This is a genomic window from Paenibacillus contaminans (assembly GCF_003285015.1).
GTDB lineage: Bacteria > Bacillota > Bacilli > Paenibacillales > NBRC-103111 > Paenibacillus_V > Paenibacillus_V contaminans.
Genome location: NZ_QMFB01000003.1, coordinates 376102 through 399450, shown reverse-complemented (window position 1 = coordinate 399450; position 23349 = coordinate 376102). Strand labels below are relative to the sequence as shown.

The 23349-nt window shown below is 54.2% G+C and carries 15 protein-coding genes; 10 read left to right on the top strand and 5 right to left on the bottom strand.

The window, feature by feature from the left end:
• Positions 1-5 precede the first annotated feature (5 nt).
• The 8 genes from DQG23_RS08270 to hemL all read left to right on the top strand — a co-directional run bounded on the left by DQG23_RS08270 (position 6) and on the right by hemL (position 9068).
• The gene (locus DQG23_RS08270) at positions 6-686 is read left to right on the top strand and encodes a precorrin-2 dehydrogenase/sirohydrochlorin ferrochelatase family protein (RefSeq protein WP_113030333.1); all 681 of its coding nucleotides are present in this window, start codon (positions 6-8) and stop codon (positions 684-686) included.
• Between the two features lie 62 nt (positions 687-748).
• On the top strand, positions 749-1708 hold the full coding sequence (hemC, locus tag DQG23_RS08265) for a hydroxymethylbilane synthase (protein ID WP_113030332.1): 960 nt from the start codon (positions 749-751) through the stop codon (positions 1706-1708).
• Positions 1709-1840: 132 nt separating this feature from the next.
• The gene (gene cobA / locus DQG23_RS08260; RefSeq protein ID WP_113030331.1) at positions 1841-3409 is read left to right on the top strand and encodes a uroporphyrinogen-III C-methyltransferase; all 1569 of its coding nucleotides are present in this window, start codon (positions 1841-1843) and stop codon (positions 3407-3409) included.
• Between the two features lie 112 nt (positions 3410-3521).
• Positions 3522-4514, top strand: coding sequence for a porphobilinogen synthase (gene hemB / locus DQG23_RS08255; RefSeq protein WP_113030330.1), 993 nt, complete (start codon positions 3522-3524; stop codon positions 4512-4514).
• A 28-nt stretch (positions 4515-4542) separates the two neighbouring features.
• A complete protein-coding gene (locus DQG23_RS08250; RefSeq protein WP_113030484.1) occupies positions 4543-5454 on the top strand; it encodes a Gfo/Idh/MocA family protein in 912 nt (303 codons plus the stop codon).
• 235 nt (positions 5455-5689) lie between these two features.
• Entirely contained in the window at positions 5690-6760 is a 1071-nt protein-coding gene (gene hemE, locus DQG23_RS08245; protein WP_113030329.1) for a uroporphyrinogen decarboxylase, read from the top strand.
• Complete coding sequence (gene hemH / locus DQG23_RS08240; RefSeq protein ID WP_113030328.1) at positions 6757-7689, top strand: ferrochelatase; 933 nt, start codon at positions 6757-6759, stop codon at positions 7687-7689. Before hemE ends, hemH begins: the two co-directional genes overlap by 4 nt.
• A gap of 77 nt (positions 7690-7766) precedes the next feature.
• Positions 7767-9068, top strand: a complete 1302-nt coding sequence (gene hemL / locus DQG23_RS08235) for a glutamate-1-semialdehyde 2,1-aminomutase (RefSeq protein ID WP_113030327.1) — start codon at positions 7767-7769, stop codon at positions 9066-9068.
• A 414-nt stretch (positions 9069-9482) separates the two neighbouring features.
• On the opposite strand, the gene DQG23_RS08230 is transcribed toward hemL, so the two are convergent.
• The 4 genes from DQG23_RS08230 to DQG23_RS08215 all read right to left on the bottom strand — a co-directional run bounded on the left by DQG23_RS08230 (position 9483) and on the right by DQG23_RS08215 (position 15751).
• Positions 9483-11870 (bottom strand): helix-turn-helix domain-containing protein, encoded by a 2388-nt coding sequence (locus tag DQG23_RS08230; RefSeq protein ID WP_238177800.1) that lies wholly within the window; start codon positions 11868-11870, stop codon positions 9483-9485.
• Between the two features lie 231 nt (positions 11871-12101).
• Complete coding sequence (locus DQG23_RS08225) at positions 12102-12977, bottom strand: carbohydrate ABC transporter permease (RefSeq protein WP_113030325.1); 876 nt, start codon at positions 12975-12977, stop codon at positions 12102-12104.
• 35 nt (positions 12978-13012) lie between these two features.
• Positions 13013-13990, bottom strand: a complete 978-nt coding sequence (locus tag DQG23_RS08220) for an ABC transporter permease (protein WP_113030324.1) — start codon at positions 13988-13990, stop codon at positions 13013-13015.
• Between the two features lie 144 nt (positions 13991-14134).
• A complete protein-coding gene (locus DQG23_RS08215; protein ID WP_113030483.1) occupies positions 14135-15751 on the bottom strand; it encodes a type 2 periplasmic-binding domain-containing protein in 1617 nt (538 codons plus the stop codon).
• Positions 15752-16100: 349 nt separating this feature from the next.
• Between DQG23_RS08215 and DQG23_RS08205 the strand changes: the two genes are divergently transcribed.
• Positions 16101-20021 carry a polysaccharide lyase family 8 super-sandwich domain-containing protein gene (locus DQG23_RS08205; RefSeq protein ID WP_113030322.1) on the top strand — a complete coding sequence of 1307 codons (3921 nt, stop codon included), beginning with the start codon at positions 16101-16103 and terminating at the stop codon, positions 20019-20021.
• Between the two features lie 316 nt (positions 20022-20337).
• Here the strand turns inward: DQG23_RS08205 and DQG23_RS08200 are convergent, their stop codons facing one another.
• The gene (locus DQG23_RS08200) at positions 20338-21921 is read right to left on the bottom strand and encodes a phosphodiester glycosidase family protein (RefSeq protein ID WP_238177799.1); all 1584 of its coding nucleotides are present in this window, start codon (positions 21919-21921) and stop codon (positions 20338-20340) included.
• A 452-nt stretch (positions 21922-22373) separates the two neighbouring features.
• Here DQG23_RS08200 and DQG23_RS08195 point away from each other — a divergent pair, with 452 nt between their 5' ends.
• A complete protein-coding gene (locus tag DQG23_RS08195) occupies positions 22374-23261 on the top strand; it encodes an RluA family pseudouridine synthase (RefSeq protein ID WP_113030321.1) in 888 nt (295 codons plus the stop codon).
• Positions 23262-23349: the final 88 nt, after the last annotated feature.

Below are 23349 nucleotides of genomic sequence, written 5' to 3'. Positions count from 1 at the left end.
AGAAGATGGGCGACCGTAATGCCGGCAATTATTATCCGATCATGATCGATTTGACGAATAAACGATGCTTGGTCGTAGGCGGAGGAAAAATCGCCGAGCGAAAGATAGAATCGCTGCTTGCATCTAAAGCGGATGTCGTCGTGATCAGCCCGGCGTTGACGGAGCGGATCGCCGATTTGGCGGCAGCGGGGAAGGTAGCCGTTTTGCTCCGAAATTATGAAGCGGGCGATACGAAAGGCGCCTATTTGGTCATTGCGGCTTCAAGCGATTCGTTCGTAAACGAACGGGTTCGCGACGAAGCGTTGGCTGCAGATCGGCTTATAAGCGTAGTGGACAAGCCGGAAACGGGGAGTTTTATTCTTCCTGCCGCTTTTACCCGGGGGAAGCTTCAGGTGGCGGTATCCACCTCGGGAGCGAGTCCGACGCTTGCGCGCGATATCGTTAGCGGGTTGAAGGCGAAGTATGGGCCGGAGTACGAGGTTTATCTCGATTTTTTGAACGAGTTTCGTTTGAAAGTGCGCCGGTTGGTCAATGATGCAGAGCATAGGCAGGCGCTTGCAAGGGAAATCGTCAGACTCGATGTGCTGGGGCGCATACGGAGCGGCGATTTTATGCGATTTCGCGACGATTTGTTTCGCAAGCTTGAAGCGGAAACGGAAGCTTTCGGGCTTGAAGACTGGTTATAGGGACAGCTGGTTAAGGCGATAGATTACAAGTTCGCCGATTGAATAGACTTGGGGGTTATACTATGCGGACAATTGTAGTTGGGACAAGACAAAGCGCTTTGGCGATGACGCAAACGCTGCAGGTGATCGAGCATCTTAAAGAGATTTCCCGCAGGGATGGGATCGAGTGCGAGTTTACCGTTCGTAAAATTTTGACAAAAGGGGATCAAATCCTGGATGTTACGCTATCGAAGGTAGGCGGCAAAGGGCTGTTCGTTAAAGAAATCGAACAAGCGCTGCTTGACGGCGAAATCGATATGGCGGTTCATAGCATGAAAGACATGCCTGCGGAGCTGCCGGAAGGGCTCGTTATCGGAGCCGTGCCGAAGCGGGAGGATCCGCGCGATTGCTTGATCTCGCGTGAAGGCTACACGAAGCTGGAGGAGCTGCCGCAGGGAGCGAAGGTCGGGACGAGCAGCCTGCGCAGGGCAAGCCAGCTCAAGCATCAGCGGCCCGATCTGCAGATCGAATCCATTCGCGGCAATATCGACACGAGGATCCGGAAGCTGGAGGAAGAAGGCTTCGACGCGATATTGCTGGCGGCAGCCGGGCTTCATCGGATGGGATGGAAGGATCGCATTACGGCCTATTTGCCGGCCGATGTATGCATACCGGCAGTCGGTCAAGGAGCGCTTGGCATCGAATGCCGCGGTGCGGACAGCTTTATGCTCGAGCTGCTCGGCAAGTATACGGATAACGAGACAAAGCTTTGCGTTACCGCTGAGCGCAGCTATCTTCGTACGCTTCAAGGCGGATGCCAGGTTCCGATCGGGGCATATGCTCGTTTGGAGCCGGCCGGCGAAGGGGATAACACGGCTCCGCTTCTTACGCTTACGGGCATCGTCGGTTCGGCGGTCAGCGGAGAGCTGCTGCGTGAAACCGTTACGGGCAGCGAGCCGGAACGGATTGGAGATAAACTGGCGCAATCGATGATCGCGCTAGGCGCGGACCGGATGCTCGCGGAAGTTGCGGCGCAGCCGTAAACATATTCGCCTGCGTTACAGATTAATAAGCCCTGCTTGAGGCGGACTAAACCTGCGATAAACGCCGGCGTATTCAGGCGCGGGTAGGCGTTTATCCTTGAATATTCGGGGTTACAGGAGGAATCATACTTCATGCCGAACGGTACAGGTATCGTTTATTTGGTCGGCGCGGGACCGGGGGATCCGAAGCTTATATCGCTCCGCGGGCTCGAAGCGATCCGCAAAGCGGATGTCGTCGTTTATGACCGATTGGCGAGTCCGCGGTTGTTAAAGCATATGAAACAGGGCGCCGAGAAAATATTCGTCGGCAAGCTGCCGGACAAGCATATGCTCAAGCAAAGCGAAATCAATCGGCTGCTAGCCGATCTTGCTTTGCAGGGCAAGACGGTTACAAGGCTCAAGGGCGGCGATCCTTGCGTATTCGGCAGGGTCGGCGAGGAAGCCGAGCTGCTGGCGGAACACAATATACGGTTTGAAATTATTCCCGGAATCACTTCGGCGATCGCCGTACCGGCTTATGCGGGCATCCCGGTCACGCATCGGGATTTTACTTCGTCGTTTACGATCGTAACGGGTCACGAATATAACAACAAAACGTATTCCGATATCGACTACGCCAAGCTAGCTTCCGCTACCGGGACGATCATTTTCCTGATGGGCGTCGCCAATATAGCGAATATTCGCGACCAGCTGCTTAAGTGCGGGAAGCCTTCCGATTTGCCGGTTGCGCTTATCCGCTGGGGGACGTGGATGGAGCAGGAAACGCTCGTGGGGACGCTCGAGACCATCGTCGAGCAAGTTCAGGAGGCGAAGTTCCAATCGCCTGCCGTCATCATTGTCGGCGAAGTCGTACGGCTTCGCGAGAAGCTTGCCTGGTTCGAGCATAAGCCGCTTTTCGGCAAACGGATATTGGTGACGCGCTCGCGGACTCAAGCAAGCGAGCTGGCGGATCGAATCGATGAGCTCGGCGGAGAAGCGGTCGAATTTCCCGTCGTGCACATGCGTCAGCCGCTGGACGGCGGAAAGCTTCAGGAGCTGGACAACGCCCTATTGCAGCTCGATCGTTATGACTGGGTCATGTTTACAAGCGTGAACGGGGTCGAATTTTTCTTCCAACGGCTGAAGGAGCTTCGCATCGATGTGAGGCAAATGCACCGTGCCCGTATTGCGGCGGTAGGACCAAGAACGGCGGAATGGCTGCTTGACCGCGGTCTCGTTTCCGAATCGCTGCCCGCGAAATTTCAGGCGGATTCGTTATTCGAGCTGCTGGAGCCGATGCTAGAGGCTGGACAGCGCGTCCTGCTTCCGCGAGCGGACATTGCGGCCAAATGGCTTCCGGGCAAGCTCCGGGAGGTTGGCTTGGATGTGACGGAAGCCGATGTTTATGAAACCGTGCTGCCGGAAGAGGACGAGGGCGAGGAGATTATCGAAATGCTGCGGAACGGGCAAATTCATGCCTTGACGTTCACAAGCTCTTCCACAGTAACGAATCTGATGGCTATCCTTAAAAGAAGAGGCATCGAGAAACCTGCCGATTTGCTTTCGGGTATAACGGCTGTTTGTATCGGTCCGATTACAGCCGAGACCGCTCGTCAGGCGGGGCTTCAAGTCGAAGCTGTCGCCGAGGAAGCGACGATCGAATCGCTTGTGCAGGCGCTTGCCGCTGCGCCGATTACCGCGAAATCCAAAGGCGCTGAATAAACGCCTGGCCGCAGCTGCGGCGAAATGCGAACACATCTGATATCATATTCGTTATAAGTAGTAACGACATCTACATGCAGCGACAATACGAAACGATTTGGAGGCAGTTACGATGGCATTCCCCGTTGTTCGCCATCGCCGGTTGAGAGGCTCTCAGGCGATGCGCAATATGGTCAGAGAAAATCAAGTTACCGTACACGATCTGGTGTACCCGATATTCGTTACCCATGGCACGAATGTTAAAGAGCAAATTCCGTCGATGCCCGGCGTGTATCATTTCTCGCTGGATACGCTTGAAGAGGAATTGAAAGAGATCGTTGCCTTGGGCATTCAAGCGGTTCTCCTGTTCGGGGTGCCGGCTTATAAAGATGCGGTAGGAAAATCCGCTTCGGATGACGAGGAAATCGTCCAACAGGCGACGCGGCGGATCAAAAGCTTGTATCCCGAGCTTCTCGTTGTCGCGGACACTTGCCTTTGCCAATTTACCGATCACGGGCATTGCGGCGTCATTCATGTAGATCCGGTGACCGACCGCGCAACGGTCGACAATGATCTTTCGCTCGAGCAGCTCGTCAAAACCGCTGTATCGCAAGCCCGCGCCGGTGCGGATGTCATTGCGCCGTCGAATATGATGGACGGATTCGTTCATGCGATCCGCACGGGTCTTGACGAGGCCGGCTTCGAGCATGTGCCGATTATGTCGTATTCGGTCAAATATGCATCGGCATTTTACGGACCGTTCCGCGACGCGGCTCATTCGACGCCTCAATTCGGCGACCGCAAAACGTATCAAATGGACCCTGCGAACGTTCGCGAAGCGATGCGGGAAGCGGAGTCTGATGTTATCGAAGGCGCGGATATGCTGATGGTCAAGCCGGGCCTCGCTTATTTGGATGTCGTTCGTATGCTCAAGGACAGCTTCGATCTGCCTGTCGTCGTTTACAACGTAAGCGCGGAGTATTCGATGGTGAAAGCGGCGGCGGAAAAAGGCTGGATCAACGAGCAGGCGATCGTCCTCGAAATGATGACCGGCTTTAAACGTGCCGGCGCCGATATGATCCTGACATATTTCGCCAAAGATGTCGCCAAATGGCTGAGAGGGTGAACCGCTCGTGAAGCGCATCCGAATCGGTATGATCGGCATCGGAGATATCGCGCGCAAGGTGTATTTGCCGCTCTTATCCCAGCATCAATCGGTCGAGCTTGCAGGCGTGATGAGTGCGACAGCGGCAACGGTGCAGCGTACGGCGGAAACGTACCGGATTCCGTTCGGCACCACGCGTTTGGATGAGCTGCTGAACCTCGGCTTGGATGCCGTTTTCGTACATAGTCCTACGGAAACGCATCGCGAAATCGTGTTGGCTTGCCTGCAGCGGGGAATGGCGGTTTATGTGGACAAGCCGCTCTCATACGATATCCGGGAATCCGAGGAAATGGCCGCTTATGCGGAAACGAAAGGGCTGCTGCTTGCGGTGGGCTTTAACCGGCGCTTTGCGCCATTGTATGGGGAAGCGAAAGCATGGGCGGAGGCTTCCGGGGGCTTCGACAGCTGCACGGCGCTGAAGCATCGGACGAAGCTGCAGAGCCATGATGCGAAGCGGACGTTTTACGACGACTTGATTCATATGCTGGATTTGCTCGTTTGGCTCGGTGGTCCCGATTATGAATTGATCGGCAAGAGGCAGCGCGCGGACGGCGGAGGCAGGCTGCTCGACGCAGCCGGGATGCTCGCCTTCGGCGGCTCGAACGGTCCGCTCGGCAAGTACGAGATGGTGAGGACGGCCGGCGCCGATCTGGAGAAGCTGGTACTGCACGGCAGCGGCCGTTCCGCGGAGGTAATCAACATGGAGCAGGCGATGTTATGCGAGCATGGAGCCGCTCCGCTGCAGCGCGGCTTCGGCAGTTGGGATACCGTGCTGATGAGGCGCGGCTTTGCCGGTGCGGTCGAGCATTTTCTCGCAAGCTTGCAAAATCCGGATACATGCGGGATACGCGCCGATTTGACGCTGTCGACTCATCGGCTCGCGGAGAGGCTTGCGGAGTAGTGGCAATCAGAAACGAGCGCGGAAGGACGGCGAGCAATCGCGATGGCCGGTCCCGTGCTCGTTTTTATTTAACATATAACTCTACCGGCCGCGATAGGGATGTAAGCTTTTCATAATTCCGGATTGCATCGCTTTGTCATACTTTTGTCGGTTTCTGTGCACGTATGGATGTTGTTGCGCTCTCGTAAAACGGGCATAATAAAAAGTATTGGACATATGGAAATGAGGGGAACGAATGAGTTACAACGATACGTTCATTAAAGCTTGCCGGAAGGAGCGGACGGAGACGGTTCCGGTCTGGTATATGAGGCAGGCGGGACGCTACGATCCGGATTACCGCAAGATTAAAGAAAAATACAGCTTGCTTGAAATATGCAAACAGCCGGAGCTTGCGGCCGAAGTTACGCTTATGCCGATCCGAAAGCTGGGCGTCGACGCGGCGATTTTATATTCGGACATCATGAATCCGGTCGCTTCGATCGGCATCGATTTCGATATCGTCAAAAATATCGGGCCGGTTATCCATAATCCGATCCGGTCTGCGCAAGACGTAGAGCGGCTGCGTCCGATCGACGTCGAAGGGGATCTCTCGCATATTTTGGAAACCATCCGTATATTGGATCGCGAGCTTGAAGTTCCGCTCATTTCGTTTGCCGGCGCTCCGTTTACGATCGCGAGTTATTTGATTGAAGGCCGGCCCTCTAAAAACTATTTGAAAACGAAAGAGCTTATGTACAGTGAGCCGGCCGTTTGGCATTCGCTAATGCAAAAGCTCGGCGATATGGCGATTACATACCTGAAAGCGCATATCGCTTCGGGAGCGAAAGCCGTGCAGGTATTCGACAGCTGGGTCGGGGCGTTGTCTCCCGCCGATTTCCGCGAGTTCGTGCTGCCGACGATCCGCCGCATTTTTGACGAGCTCAGCCATCTGAACGAGCCGAAAATATACTTCCCCGGCGTAAGCTCGGGCGAGCTGCTTCCTGAATTGAACGGGATCGCGGCGGACGTCATCGGCCTGGACTGGCGGGTATCCTTGCAAGAAGGACGCCGGCGTATCGGCGACCGTTATGCGGTGCAGGGGAACCTGGATCCGACGGTATTGACGGCACCGATGTCCGTTATCGAGAAATACGCGAAGGACATTATCGATCAAGGCATCGAACGTCCCGGCTTCGTGTTTAATCTCGGCCACGGGTTGTTTCCGGAAGCGTCGCTCGAGAAGCTGCGCGAGCTGACCGGATTTATACACCGTTATTCGCGCGAAGCGATTGCGGAGCATTCAGCGGAAGGAAGGGATTCCAAGTGAGCAAAAAGCATATCGGCGTCCTCGTGATGTCCTACGGCACGCCTGAAAGCATGGACCAAATCGAGGCCTACTACACGCATATCCGCCGCGGCTCGCCGCCTTCGCCGGAGCAACTGCAAGAGCTTGTCGACCGGTACGACGCGATTGTAGGCGGCTTCTTCCCGCTGCGCGAAAATACGAATAAGCAAGTAGCCGCGCTCGAAGCGGCGTTAAATGCCGGCGCTGACGAAAATACGGCCTATCGGTGCTATCAAGGACTGAAGCATGCGTCTCCATTCATTGAAGACGGTATCGCCCAGATGGCGGCGGACGGCATTAAAGAGGCTGTAGGCGTCGTGCTTGCGCCTCACTATTCGGTTATGAGCGTCGGCAGCTACATCAAGCGGGCGCAGGAAAAAGCGGATGAGGCGGGCCTCAGCATCCGTTTCGTGAAAAGCTACGAGCTCCATCCGAAGCTGATCGAAGCGTTGACGAATCGCGTCAACGACGCATTGGACAAATTTGAGGATCGGAATGCCGTACGCGTCATTTTTACAGCTCACAGTCTTCCGGAAAAAATTCTCGAAATGCGCGATCCGTACGTCGATCAGCTTATGGCATCCTCCAAGGCGGTCGCCGAAGCTTGCGGGATTACGAATTGGCAGTTCGGCTGGCAAAGCGCGGGACGTACGGCAGTGCCATGGCTCGGTCCAGACATTCAGGATACGCTGCGGACCATTCATGAGGAAGAGCAAGTGAAAAATGTGCTTATTTGTCCGATCGGCTTCGTTTCGGATCATCTTGAAGTGCTGTACGATGTCGATATCGAGTGTCAACAGCTGGCCGCCGAGCTCGGCATGCATCTCGAGCGCACCGAATCGCTCAACACCGATCCTCTCTACATGGAAACGCTGCGCGATGTCGTCGTTTCCGAGGCGAGCGGGGACTAAAACTAGCGTCGAGCGGCAATTAGATGCTCCAAATAATCGGCTTCAAACAGCCATTTACGAGATAGGAGATGTTGTACATGTCGGATCATTCCAGCAGCAGAATCGACAAGCTGTCGAGCGAAGCGTTCGCCGAAGCGAAGCAGTACATTCCAGGGGGAGTCAACAGTCCTGTGCGCGCATTCAAGTCGGTCGGACTGACGCCGGCTTTCATGAAAAGGGGAGAAGGCTCGCGCATTTTCGATATAGACGGCAACGAATTTATCGATTACGTATGCTCGTGGGGACCGCTTATTCTCGGCCACGCGCATCCGGAAGTGGTGGAAGCGATCAAGCGGACGGCGGAGAACGGAACCAGCTTCGGCGCGCCGACCGAGCTCGAAACGGCGATGGCCAAGCTCGTTTGCGAACGCGTGCCGTCGCTCGATCTCGTGCGGATGGTCAACAGCGGCACGGAAGCGACGATGAGCGCGCTGCGTCTTGCAAGAGGCTTTACGGGTCGCAGCAAAATTTTGAAGTTCGAAGGCTGTTATCACGGGCATGCCGATTCGCTGCTGATCAAAGCAGGCTCGGGCGTAGCCACGCTCGGACTTCCCGATAGCCCGGGTGTACCGGAAGGCGTAGCGGTTAACACGATTACGGTTCCTTATAACGATCTTGATTCGGTGAAGGTCGCTTTCGAAACGTACGGCGAAGATATAGCGGCGATTATCGTCGAGCCGGTTGCCGGCAACATGGGCGTCGTGCTGCCGCTGCCGGGCTTCCTGCAAGGGCTTCGCGACATTACGAAGCAATACGGCAGTCTGCTTATTTTCGACGAAGTCATGACCGGCTTCCGCGCCGGCTACAACTGCGCGCAAGGCCGCTTCGGCATTACGCCGGACCTGACCTGCCTCGGCAAAGTAATAGGCGGCGGACTTCCCGTCGGCGCATACGGCGGCCGCCGCGATATTATGGAGCGGATGGCGCCGACCGGCCCGATTTATCAGGCGGGCACATTGTCGGGGAATCCGCTCGCGATGGCAGCGGGTTATACGACATTGTCGCTTGCTACGCCAGAGGTGTATGAGGCGCTGGAAGCGAAGTCGGCCCGTCTGGAAGCAGGCATGCTGGCGAATGCGAAGAAATACGGCGTATCGAGCACCATTAACCGGATCGGCTCGATGGTTTGCCCTTTCTTCACCGAGCAGCGCGTAATCAACTACGAAACGGCCAAATCATCCGATCTGAACAAGTTCAACCGCTATTTTGCGAACCTGCTCGACCTGGGCATCAATGTGGCGCCTTCGCAATTTGAAGGCATGTTCGTTTCCGCCGCGCATACGAACGAAGATATCGATGCCACGATCGAAGCGCACGGCGAAGCGCTGCGTAGATTGTAAGTTCACCCTGGCGGCTGTCGGAAGCGATTGCGCGCCTTAGTGTGCATGGAAAGCCCCTATCCTCTTCTATCGAGGGTAGGGGCTTGCGATTTTCAGGCAATGCATGCAGCACGTAAAAAGCTGCCCCTGAAGCCGGTTTATAGCTTCGAGGGCAGCTTTTTAAAGTAACTATCCGGCTGATTGTTCGATTTCCCGGTAAACGCGCCAGTGCTTAGCTTATGCTTACGAAGTCGCTTTCTTTGAAAGCGTTTAGGATGGGAAACCGTTCATCCTTACACTGCCATAAAGGCTCCTCGATGTGCTGTAGTCCGAAATAGCCCGCTTGGGGCAAGGAATCGAGGTTCGCTTACCTCCCACACGCGCAAAAGTATTGCGATGCACCAAAGGACCGTCCGTGATTCCGGACGGTCCTTTTTAGCCTGCCGGGTCCGGCTTGATCGTCTCGCGGTATTTGCCGGGCGTAATGCCCTCCAGCTTTTTGAAGGCGCGGATAAAGACGACATCGTTCGTGTAACCGACCATTTGCGCGATATGGGCGTTAGTCAGCTCTTTGTTTTCCATCAGCCGTTTGGCTTTCTCGATCCGTTTGCGGGTGATGTAATCCAGCAGGTTTTGCCCCTGGTTCTTCTTGAAGAAGGTGGAAACGTATTGCGGCGTCATGCGGAATCGGTCTGCGACGAGCGCAAGCCCGAGGTTCGGATCGTCGAGATTCGCATCCACAAGGCTGACGATCTCCTGAAGCAGGACGGTGCTGTGATCCGTTCGTTCGACCTTGAACGAGCCGGACAGCGTCCGGAACAGCTCCTTTGTTTTGACGTGCATGCCTTCGGCCGTCGGGTGGCTGAATACTTCCTTAAGCGGATCGAAATCCGTGCCCAATACTTCCTTAGGATTCATGTTCGTCGCGTTGACGATTTTCAGAAACGTGCTGATTACGTTGAAGAACAAGCATTTGCCCAGCTCCGGCGTGATATGGGTGGAATCGAAGTTCATCGCGTAAATCGTGTCGAGCAGCCGGTCTGCGCTGTCGGTATCGCCGCTGCGAACGAAATTGATGAGCTGTATTTCGGTTTCCAACGGGTAATAGTAATGCTGCTTGGCATCGGTAATGTCCTCGAAATGAATGATGGCGTTGCTGCCTTTGACCAGCCTATATTCTAGGGCGGCCAAAGCTTCCGGATAGGAGTCTCGTATCGATTGGGGCCCCTCGTGGATGCCTCCGGCGGCGACGGTGATGTCAAGCTTGAAACGGTCCGGGATGACTTGGCTGAACGCCCCGGTAATGTCCCGTACGTCTTTCGCTGCAGCCTCAATCCTGTCCGGATTCAAATTGACGAGAAACGCCAGGCGATCGCGATCGAGCTCTACCGCAAAGCCTTTATGATTTTGTCCGATCAAGTCGGCTCCGATATTCGAAATAATAAAACGGGCAAGCGCCCATTGCTGCTCGGATTTTTCCCCGCTAAAGCGGCTAATGTCCTCGATTTTGACAAGGAGAACGACGAAACGGTCGCTGATGAACGAAATGTTCATAAAATCCAGCGTTTTATCGTCTTTGCCGGCCGTATCGACATCCATATAACCCCGTACGAGCCGGGATAAGTAATTGGCGCGAATAACGGGCGTTTGTTGGGTTAACATGCTTCGAAGATTTTTCTCCTCGTGAAAGGAGCCTTCGATCGTCTGCCGTATAAATTCGTATTCGTTATAAGCGGGCGGCCCTTCCATTTCTTTGCCGCGCAGGATGGCGTTCACCGTTTTCTTAATGGGACTGTAATTGCGGTAAGCGACTGCATAAACGGCGGCAAGGCCCGCAATCAAGCAAAGAATGAACAGCAAGGTCGACCAATTCTGAATCGTGTTGACCTGCTGCATAAATACGTCGCTCGGCGTGACCGACACGTACTTCCAGCCTGCTTTTTGCGAAGATGTCACTGAAATCATTTGCCGGACGCCGTTCATGACATAATCGAAAGGCTCTCCGCTTTCGTTCACGCGTTTCATAATATCAACGGGAAGCGGTTCTTGGCTCGTTCCCATAATCGTTCTGCCTGTGTTGTCGACAATATAAATCAGACTGTGGCTTGCCGACTCCAGCTGGGCGAACATTTCCTTGATCTGGCTTACGTCGATTAAAATGATCAGATTGCCGAGCACATCGTTCTGCGACCGGATCGGCAGCGATTGCGCATATGTCACGACATCGCTGGGCACGTATTCGATATTCGAGGAAGCCTCATGACCCGGAACAAGCTCCGCTGCGGGCAAATACGTCATGACGTGTGGAGAAAGCAGCAGCGTTTGCCGCCACTCCTCGTACGACATGCTTTTGTAGGTGTAAGAGTTTTCGTAGAATGTCCGCGAATCCGTCAGCATATCCCCTTTAACGATCGTATCGCTGGCTGCGAAATATACGTAATAATCATAAATAAAGCTGCTGACCATGCTGCGGAAACGGCTCAGCTTGTTTTGCTTGAAATCGATAAATAAATACTTGTCCACGCTGTCCGCATCGGGCGGAATTTTCAGCATGTAGTCAAGCTTGGAATCGAGCGTAATTTGGCCCATCAGCACATCGACTTCCGACAGCTTGTTGTCGAGCGTCAGCTTCAGCTGCTCAAGCATCGCCTTATTGGAGCGGTTCGCGCCTTTTTCCAGGCTATTCTCGACCTTGGTATACAAGAAAAGCCCCATGGCAAGCGGAATCAACAGGATAAACAAATTCGATAGGATCATCGTCATCAGCGCGCTCTTGCGAACACCGATTTGAAGCCAGCGATGCGGCAATTTCACAAACGTCACGCCCATTCCTCAAATAACTTTGTCTGACCATTGTAACCCGAAGCTCTCAGGCAAGCAAAATGGTTATTTTGGGCAGAAAATATATTCTCCGCTGATTGTTCCAATTCCCTGTAAACGCGCCCGTCTTAAGCTTTTGCTTTCGAAGTCGCTTTCTCCGAAAGCGTTGGGACGGCGATGCCGTTTATCCTTGGGAGAGCGCACAACCTACTGCAGGATGGAGCCACGAGCTTATTATTCCTTGATCGCCCCGATCATGACGCCTTTGACGAAATACTTTTGCAGGAACGGATACAAGCAAATGATTGGAAGCGTCGATACGATAATCGTTGCGTATTTGATCGTTTCGCCGATCGCATACTTATCGTCGCTGGCAGCGCCCGTCATCATCGAGTCGGTGTTGTTGGCGATCAATATTTCGCGAAGCACGAGCTGAAGCGGGTAATCCTCACGGTTGCGCAAGTACACAAGCGCGCTGAAATAGGAATTCCAGTGACCGACCGCGTACCATAAAATCATAACAGCGATTACCGGCATGGACAGCGGGATAATGATACGGAACAGAACCGTCCAGTCGCTTGCCCCGTCCATTTTGGCGGATTCCTCGAGGCTTACCGGCACGCCTTGGAATGCGGTGCGCATAATAATCATGTTAAACGTGTTGATCGCTCCGGGAATAAGCAGCGCCCACATCGTGTTCATCATGCCGAGGTCGTTGACGAGCAAATAGGTAGGAATAAGACCTCCGTGGAAAACCATCGTGACGACGATAAAAAACATGATGATGTTTTTAAAATACAATTTCGGCCTGGACAGCACGTATGCGCCGATTGCCGTCATGACGAGGTTAATCGCCGTGCCGAGCACTACATAGAGCAGCGTGTTCTGATAGCCCTGCGTAATCATCGGGTTGTCGAAGACCGCTTTGTAGGCGCCGAGATCGAAGCCGACCGGCATAAAAAGAAGGCCGCGATGCTGCAGGAAGTTTGTGGCGTTGCTGAGTGAGGCGAACAGCACGTACAGAAACGGATACAAGGTGACGAGGCAAAGGCCGATCATCAAAAGGGTGTTGACGTATCCGAACGCTCGTTCTCCGGCGGAAAGTTTCATGATCGTTTCTCCTTTCTAAAGTCCTGCAAAGTCGTTTACCACAGCTTGTTTTCGCTAAAGCGCTTGCTGAGGCTGTTCGCGGCGACGATCAGGATGAAGCTGACCGCGGAGTTGAACAAGCCGACCGCAGCCGTAAAGCTGTAGCTCGCTTCAAGAACCCCTTTGCGGTATACATAAGTCGAAATAACGTCTGCCGATTCGTAGGTTAACGGGTTATAGAGCAGCAGCACTTTCTCGCTGCCGACCGATAGCATGTTGCCCATGTTCAGAATGAACAGGATGACGATCGTCGGCATGATGCCCGGAATCGTAATGTGGAGCGTCTGCTTCCAGCGGTTCGCTCCGTCCATGCGCGCGGCTTCGTACAAGGTCGGATCGATATTGGCGATCGCGGCCAAGTAAATGATGGAGCCCCAGCCGATGCCTTGCCATATGCCGGACGAGACGAATAGGAACCGGAACCAGCCGGCTTCCTTCAAGAAATCGATCGGCTCGGCGACGCCGAAAGAGGCGAGAATTTGATTAATCAGGCCGTTGCGGCTCAAGAAATCGACCATCATCCCTGCAACGACAACTATCGAAATAAAGTGAGGCAAGTACGAGATCGTCTGCACGACCCGCTTGAATATCGCATTGCGGATCTCGTTCAGCAGGAGGGCGAGGATGATCGCCGCCGGAAAGCCGAAAATAAGCTCGTACACGTTGATCAGAACGGTATTTTTGAGCAGCCGCCAAAAGTAGATGCCGTTAAAAAAGCTTTCGAAATGCTGTAAGCCTACCCAAGCGCTTCCCCATATGCCTTTGGCGGGAGAGAAGTCCTTGAATGCGATTTGCAGACCGTACATCGGCCCGTAGTGAAAGATGATATAGTATGCGATGACGGGCAGCGCCATCAAATAAATCGGCCAATGCCGTTTAATATCGGCGCGGATCGTCTGCCAGACGGTCGGATCTTGATAGATGGGCTTCGGGGCTGCAGTGCCCGTCAGCGCTTTAGCGGAGCTTTGCGCCATCGGCGTTCCCTGCCTTTCGTGTTTTGCGAGATATGCAAACCGGGAGATGAACGAAAATCATCTCCCGGTCCGCAACCGGTTTCATGTTCAGGGGATCCCCGCAGAGTCAACTGCAGAGCTGCACATCACTTTGCGGGGGTTATTTTAGCGTTTGTTGTAGCGCTCGAGCGCCGCTTGTTGAATTTTAACGGCATCGTCGATGCCCATGGATTGTATTTTCTTGACGTATTTATCGAAGTTTTCGATCGGCTCGGCGCCCATAATAAACTTGAGCAGCATTTCGTCGCGGTACGTTTCGATGTCGGTCATAACGGAAGCGAACTTGCTGGCTTCGTCCTTCGTCGGCGTTACAAGCGGCATTTTGCGTTCGGCTGTCGGCTTCGACCATACTTCGAGCGCGTCTTTCTGCGTAGGCAGCGCCAAGTATTGCATCTGGAAGTTGTCGCTCATCACGAACGGCGCGCTCCAAGTAGAGCGGTTGTGCTTGGCGAACGACTGCTGCAGGCTGACGCCGCTCGGCGGATTCAAGACTTCAGGCAGGAAGACGGCTTTACCGTTCTCCATTTTGTAGCTGACGCCTTCTTTACCGTAGTTGAACAGGAGATCGCCTTTTTCGCCGTATGCATAGTCGAGCCATTTGACGGTTTCGATCGGGTTTTTGTTCGACGTCGTGATTGCGGCGCCTACGCCGTTCGCCGCGAAGTCTTTTTGTCCCCAGATCGATTTGTCGCCCGCCTTCAGTACCGGGTATGGAGCGGCGACCAGCTTGAAGTTAGGATCCTTATCCTTCATCAGGTTGGCGTATTTGCCGATGCCTCCGCCATTATAAAAGACGGATGCGCCAAGCAGGTTCGTCGTCATTTTGTTGTCATACAGCTTGTCGTTCGGCGCCGCGAAGTCTTTGTCGAGCAGTCCTTCCTTGTACCACTTGTTCATCGTGGCGAGGAATTCCTTGTATTCCGGCTGAATCGGGCCGTATTTCACTTTGCCGCCGTCTTGATAGAAGCTGTAGTTGATGCCCCATGCGCCAAGGAACGGAGCGTCTACGCCGATCATCGCTTTGTCGAGGTAGAACGGAATTTCATCCGCTTTGCCGTTGCCGTTCGGATCCTTCTCTTTAAACGCTTTCAAGACGGTATACCATTCGTCGATTGTCGTAGGCATTTTGAGGCCGAGTTTATCTAGCCAGTCTTGACGGACACCAGGGCCGAAAAACACTCTGACCTTGTCGCCGCCGCGAAGGAACGGGAACGAATAAATACTGCCTTCGTCGGTCATGATTTGCTTTTTCCAGTCGGGATGATCGGCTAGAAGTTTTTTCAGGTTAGGCGCGTATTTGTCGATCAGATCGTTCAATTTAATTATTTTATTGTCTTGGATCGCTTTCTCCGGTCCTCCGGGATAATTGCTCGTCCAGATCGTTTCGATGACGTCGGGCAGCTGATTGGAGGCAAGCATCAAATTGAATTGTTCTTTAGATTGTTGAGCGTCAAGCGGCGGATGCTGAAATTCGACCTTCGTGCCCGTTATTTTTTCTAATTCTTTGTACATTTCCATCTCGGCGTACGTTTTCATTTGCGAAGCGGCCGCAGAGTGATTGGCTACCCAATAAGTAAGATTCGTCAGCTTCGGCGGCTGCGATTCTGCTGCCGGTTTGGGCGATGATGACGAGGAAGTATCTCCTCCGCTTTTGTCGCTGCCGCATGCGGCGACGGATACGGCGAGTGCGGATGCGAGTGCGACGGTTCCTGCTTGCTTCATTTTTTTGTTCAATGAAAGCGCCTCCCTTTTAATTTGAATGATAACGGTTGCTCTTTAAGCCGGACGGTTTAGCCGGCCTGTGTTCACAGTGTAGCCTTCGGAAGAGGAATTTGAAACTTTCACCTTTTCAATTCGGACAGTACTTTCGTAAGATTGCCGCGCCGGAAGAAAAGAAGTCAGTCTCACATTAAAAATCGGCAGTGTACTTTCGTATGCCTGTTGGTTATAGTCTTGGGCATCGGCCGCAGGGCCGGTAACCATGGAAAACCCCCGCAAAGTGCCGCTGACCTCTTAAGCCAATCTTACATTGCGGGGAGCTCCAATTATACAATAAAAAGGAGTGAAACATTTGCGGAAAAAAACGGCATTTGTTGCTGCAGTCGCCTTGATGTTCGGGACTTGTTTACCGGCAGTACCCGGCTCGACCTTTTCTGTAAACGCTGTCAATGCGGCGGAAGGGGCTCAACCGAATCTGATGCCGAACGGCGGATTCGAATCGACCGTTACGACTACGCGCAACAAATGGACAAACAACATTGAGCCTGCGGGCGGATGGGGGGAATGGTTTGCGAGCGGAAGCGGCAAAGTGACGGTCGATACGTCCGTCTATCATGAAGGGAGCAAGTCCGTAAGGATCGATCACGATTCGTCGAGCAGAACCGCGTTAAGCATTACGGTCCCGGTGTCGCCCGGGCAGCATTACAAGCTGGGCGCGTGGATCAAGACGGATAACGCAGTTTCATCCGGCGGGGTATTCGCAAGGACGCAATATCTCGACAGCGCAGGCAAAAAAGTCGGGGACGGACCGGCAACGGCCAAACTGAGCGGGACGAACGATTGGACGCTGCGGGATGCGTTAATGAGCGTACCGGCCGGCGCGACGAAGCTCAAGGTGGAGCCTTTCTTCGAAACCGGCACGGGAAAAGCTTGGTTCGACGATGTGTCGCTGACGAAATGGGACGGCTTGACGGGGCTGGGGCTCGACCGGAGTGCGGCGTCGATCGGAAAAAACGAGACGATCGCGCTGGCGCCTATTTTTACGCCTGCGGATGCGCTGGACAAAAGTGTCGTCTGGACGTCTTCGAATCCGGGCGTAGCGGACGTCGTTGACGGCTTGGTTACCGGTACAGGCTACGGCACTGCGGTCATCAAAGTTACGACCAAGGACGGAAAGCTATTTGCCGAATGCCAGGTTAGCGTCGAACCGCCGGAAACGATGCAATCGTATGACGAGCTTCGGAGCATTTGGCATGACAAGCTGGTCGGAGGGAAGCAGTCGAATACGTCGGATCCGGACATTGCCGCCTATTTGACCGGGCTGGCCGGCAAAGTGACGAATGCCGAGGGCACAGGACGCTGGGATACGATGGCCAAATCGTCCGGCCGTACCTTTTTGTGGAGCGATTTGACAAGTACGACCGATTCGTCCCAACTATCGACGGCTTACGGCGCATTACGCACGATGGCGCTCGCTTATGCGATCGAAGGCTCATCGCTTTATGGCAATGAGGCGCTGCGGGACGACATAATCGGCGGCCTCGATTGGATGTATGAGAATCGTTACAACGAGAGAAAGACGGAGTACGGCAACTGGTGGGACTGGGAGATCGGAACGCCTCAGATCGTCAACGACATTCTGGTGCTGATGTATGACGATCTGACGCCGGAACAAATCGGCAACTACATAAAGCCGATCGATCGTTTCGTCCGCGACCCGAAAGTCAGAACGCTCAACGGAGTGAAAGAAACCGGCGCCAACCTGTTGGACAAAGCGTTCGTCGTCAGCCTGCGCGGCGTGCTCGGCAAGCTCGGCGCGAAAATCGTTCAAGGCCGCGACGCAATGGGGCCGGAGTTCGTATATGCGAGCAAAGGAGACGGCGTATACGAAGACGGCTCTTTAGTTCAGCACACGAATATTGCCTACACCGGAGGTTACGGCTCGGTATGGCTTAACCGCGCTGCCGACATGATGCTGCTGCTGAACGGTTCTCCCTGGCCGGTCGAGGATCCGAACGTAAACAATGTTTACGATTGGGTATTCGATTCCTTCGAGCCTGTCATTTACAAAGGACTTATGATGGATATGGTTAACGGAAGAGGGATTTCGCGGCAAACGGCGGGTAATGCGAGAGGAGTCATTATGACGATCTTGCGGTTGGCCGAAAGTGCGCCCTCCGATCAGAAGCTTGCGATTAAGCGAATGGTGAAGGAATGGATCGTGACGGATAAGTCGTTCGCGAATTATACGGACGGATTGCCGGTTTATGAAATGAATCTCGTCAAAAAGCTGATGGGCGACGCATCGATAACGCCGCGCGGCGAGCTCGTCAAGCACCAAGTATTCGCCGGCATGGACCGAGTCGTGCATCTAAGGCCCGGTTACGGCTTCGGCATCAGCATGTTCTCCGACAGAATCAGCGCTTTCGAATACGGCAACGGCGAGAACGTCAAGGGCTGGTATACCGGAATCGGCATGACCTATTTATACGATGACGATCTCTCGCAATACCGCGACGATTATTGGCCGACAGTCGATTCCTACCGGCTGGCAGGAACGACGACGGACGGCTCCTATTTGACGCCGAAAGACTGGGCTTCTTATTTGAATCCCCGGTCGTGGGTTGGCGGTTCGTCGATCGAGGGGCTTTATGGGGCGGCAGGTATGGATTTCTCGCTGGACAAAAGCACGGGAAGCAAGCTGCAAGGCAAAAAATCGTGGTTTTCGTTCGATGACGAAATCGTAGCGCTAGGCTCGGGCATTTCGGGAACCGACGGACGCAAGGTGGAGACGATTGTGGATAACCGCAAGCTGAACGATAGTGGTGGCAATTCGCTGACGGTTAACGGCACGGTCAAACCGGACGCCGCCGGATGGTCGGAATCGTTGTCAAACGTGGAGTGGGCGCATTTGGAGGGCAATGCCCCGAATACGGGAATCGGTTATTATTTCCCGGGAAAGGCGGACATAAGCGGATTGCGCGAAAACAGAACCGGAGCATGGAAAGACATCAATTCGGGCGGCAGCTCCGATCCGCTGACACACAGCTATATGAGCCTGGCTTTCGACCATGGCGTGAATCCGGCCAACGCCTCTTATTCATACGTGCTGCTTCCGAATAAGGATGCGGCGGCGACGGAGCTTTACAGCCGAAATCCGTCCGTTGAAATCGTCAGCGGGACGAACGATGTTCATGCCGTAAAGGAAACGTCGCTGGGCATAACGGCGGCAAACTTCTGGAAAGCGGGAACGGCGGATTTCATTACGTCCTCCAATCCGGCATCCGTTATGGTAAGAGAGACCGATGGGGAGTTAAAGCTGGCGGTATCGGATCCGACGCAGAAGCAAGGAGTCGTAACGATCGAGCTGAACAAGAGGGAGCTGTCTCTTGTCGGCAAAGACGACACGGTGGAAGTTGTGCAAACGTCCCCGACCGTTATAGTGAAAGTAAATGTAGGCGGCTCGGCCGGCAAAACGCATGTCGCTTCATTTCGGGATACGGTTACGCCGGTAACGAGCGATGACGCGGCGAACGGCTGGCACACGTCTTCTCAAACGGTCACGCTGACGGCGACCGACGCGGGAAGCGGAGTAGCCGGAACGTTCTTCAGCATTAACGGCGGCGCGGAATCGCAAGGCGGCTCGGTCGAGCTGAGCGAGGACGGCGTGTTCGAAATCAGCTATTTCAGTGTGGATGTTGCAGGCAATCGGGAGCAAGCGAAGTCGGCGCAGGTAAGGATCGACCGGACCGGTCCGTCTGTGGAAGCCCCGGCAGCGGCCGGCGGCTCCGTCGCGATAAGCGTGTACCGTACGGACGCGGTGAACATATCGTTCACGATAACGGATCCGCTTAGCGGGGTAGCCTCGGCAGAGGTGAAGCTGGACGGGGGAATGGTCAGCCAGCCGGTCTCCTTGTCTCCATTGACGTTAGCGGCAGGCGATCATACTATCGTCGTTACGGCCGCCGACAACGCCGGGAACGTAACGGTTCAGCCGTTTACACTTAAGGTGCTCATGGATGCGGATCATCTTGACGATATGCTGCAGTACGCTGCCGCTCAAGGCTGGATCACTCATCACGGCATCTTGAACAGTCTGATGTCGAAGGCGGAGCATATCCAAAAGCAGCTTTCGGGCGGGGAAGTGAAGAGCCAAGCATTCAAGCCGCTGCAGAACGAAGTGCAAGCGCAGGCGGGCAAAAAAATCGAAGCCGGATTTGCAAGCAAACTGCTGGCCGATATCGAGTATATGATCAGTCGCTTAAGCGAGTAACGATACAATCGCGCAGCAAAAAACCGAATCTGTTCCGGAAGGGGCTTACTCCGATTTAATCCGAAATCCGATCGAAGCCGAATGAAAAAAAAGGCTGTCTTCACATCGTCCGAATAAGACGAGAAGACAGCCTTTTTTGTAGGGCGTGTCTGAAAACCCACTCAGTGGCATCTTTCACCGCCTTTTCGCCCCCTGCTTCGTTCCGTTTGCTTGACGTACCCCCGGTACGCCTTCACAAACGCGCCTTGCATGGAACGAAAATTCAGCAAAATCTGCTCCCCTCGGAGTTCTCAGACACGCCCTAGTATGTATGACATCAGTTTGGCTTGACCGTTTGGTTTTGCTGCGTTTGTCCTTGAACGGCGGCTGTCTGGCCGGATGGCGCAGTCGATTGCGTGCCGGCGCCGGTTGTCGTCGGCTTCGGCGTCGTTGCCGGACTAGGCGGTACGGTGCCGTTAGGCGATGCTCCGTTCGTTTCGGCGGGTGAGGCGGACGCCTTCGGCGTACCGCCCGTTCCCGGCGATGTTGTTGTTCCCGTTCCCGGCGAGCTTCCGCCGGGCGTAGCCGTGGAGCCAGGCGGCTTGGGCGAGTCGCTTGGCTCTCCGGCTGGTTTGGAGCTAGGCGTAGACGAAACGTTAGGCGATTCCGTCTGGCGCGGCGTGCCGCTCGGCTTCGACGTTACCCCGCCTCCTGGTTTCGTGCCGGTTGAATCGGGCGATTTCGAAGGTACCGGCGTCGTTTTCGGAGTGGAATTAAGCTGCCCTTTTTTGCGTAACTCCTCTTGCTCCTTCAAAAACTCCGGATGTGTCTTGGCGCCGCCCGCATCGATTTTCTTAAGGCCGTCCCAAATATGATCCGCATCATATTCTTCCGGATGGTCGAAAATAAGCAGGGCGGAAGGCAAGCGGCGTTCGCCGTATCGGCTAGCCGGCTTCGTAAGCAGCTCGCCGTCGACGACCAATTCCGACGAGGCCCCTCCGTCAAGGAAACCGGCGTTCTGAACGTCATCCTCGAGGAATAGATCCTGTACCTCACGCAGCGTCGCACCTAAACTGTAAGGCGGTTGCCGTCCGTCTATGACGATGAATATGAGCGTACCGTCCGCTTTCTGGCCGACCGCCGTACGCGGACCGATTCCCCAGCCGCCGTCGCCCTGGGTAATAAGCGGTTTGCCGTCGGCAATAATCCGCGGCTTCCAGAACACGGCTTCTTGCACGCCTTGCTTCATTAATTCGTCAATGCTGTACAAGCCTACGACAAGCTTGCCTTCTTTCGTAAATCCGATCGAATGCTGCGGAACGCTGCCTTCATGCTCGGTAAAAATAACTTCTCCGCCGGACATAATAAAGCCGATAGGGGCAAAACCGTTCCCAAGGCCATCCGGGTCGTAGAAGGCGCCGCCGTTCACGCCGGCCACCGCTCCGGTCCGCTTCACCATGTCGGTGATGCGCTCGCCTTCGCCTTGCTTGTTCGGCACGACGACGCGCACGGTCGTCGGATCGTATACGGTCATCTTTTTGCCTTTCCAGGTCGGACCGGAAATATCGTCAACTTTTATCAATTCGTCAATCGTACGGTTTTTCTTCGAACCCTGCTTCGTGATTTTAATGCGGCTCAAATCGACATGGCCTTGACCCATCGCATCGGTCGTATCCTGCAGCAGTTGAACCATTTCATCGCGCATTTGCGCGCCTACGAACATCCAAGCCCAATCTCTGTGCTGCGTCGTGATAACGGTCTCCGCCATCCATTTGCGGATTTTAAGGCCGGGCTCGGTAAGAAACAAGAAGCTGGAGGTCAGGAAAGCCAGGCCGAAAATAACAAACAGGCTTCGTTTCAGCCAGCTCCAGCGCCGAAGTCCGTTCAAAGCGCTCGTCCACATGTTGACTGCGATATGCAATTGTATTCCACTCCCATGAAATCTGTATTTGTCTAATAAACCGGATTTTAGTCGTCTGTCGAATGATGAAAATGAAAATACCACCCGAATATTTTAACATATCGGAATATGAAAAAGTAGTATGAAAGACTTACCTGAAAACCAAATTATTCCGCGGCGAAAACAAATACGCTTTCATCCACTTTACCAGTGTCTTGGAAGCGTATTTGTTTCTTTTAAGGGAATTGCCAGTTCGCGACTCTAACCTTCGGAATAGCCTTTTCGCCGCGTTGGCGTCGATATCTCCGTTTATTTTTGCTACAATCAGGATCAGCATACTATCGAACGATGCAAGGAGGAACGTTTGTGAGTAAATACAATTTTTGGGGTTTTCCGTTTGATTTGCTGGTCCTGTGCGGCTTTTTTGCCTTTTTGCTGGCGCTTATTTTATTTTTTGCGGCGAGGCGGCAGCGATGATCCCTTATAGCCGAAAAGGCGAGTGGCTGGAGCTGCCCCTCTCGGCAGCGCAGGCCGGATTGCCTGCTGTCGAAGCGGCGGCCGTCGTACTGCCGCCCGCTTTCGCTAAGAAGCTGAGCGATTCCGGAGGGATCCGGATGACGGGCGGCAAAATGCGGCTAAGACTGTTCCCGGAGGAAACGGACCGATATACGGACGAATGGTCGGATCAATGGCAGGATGTCGAGGTGCTGTATGAGGACGATTTTTGCCTGGTAGCGAATAAACCGGCCGGAATGGCCGTCCATCCGTCTTCCAGCGAGCAGAGGGGGACGCTTGCGCATGCGGTTGCAGGCCATTATGCCTGCAATGGAGAACGCTGCAAGGTTCGTCATATTCATAGGCTGGATGAGCATACGAGCGGCCCGGTTTTATACGCCAAGAGCGAATTGGCGCAATTCGCGCTTGATGAGGCGATGCGCCGCAAAGCGATCGGCCGTATCTATATCGCGTTCGTCGTCGGACTCGTCCGCGAGCAATCCGGAATCGTCGACGCTCCGATCGGCAAGGACCGCCATCATGGCTCCAGACGCCGTGTCAGCCAATCCGGCGATCCTGCGCTTACCCATTTTGAAACGGTAGAATCGCTTCATGGCGCTACGCTGATGAAGCTTCGCTTGGAAACAGGGCGAACGCATCAGATTCGCGTGCATATGAGCCATCTCGGCCATCCGCTTCTTGGCGACGTCCTGTACGGCGGATCGGACAAGCTGATCGGAAGACAGGCGCTCCACGGCGCTTCTCTCGTATTCGGCCATCCTTTTACAGGGGAAGAGATTACGGTGGAGGCCAATTGGCCGCACGATCTGGAGGAACTCTACCGGAAGCTGAAAAGGGACAAGTGAAAAATATAGTCATGCTCCCTCCCATAAGCCCATATATATGAATAGAGACCGTTTGACGGGAACGCATGTTGTTGGCGTCAAGACGGGA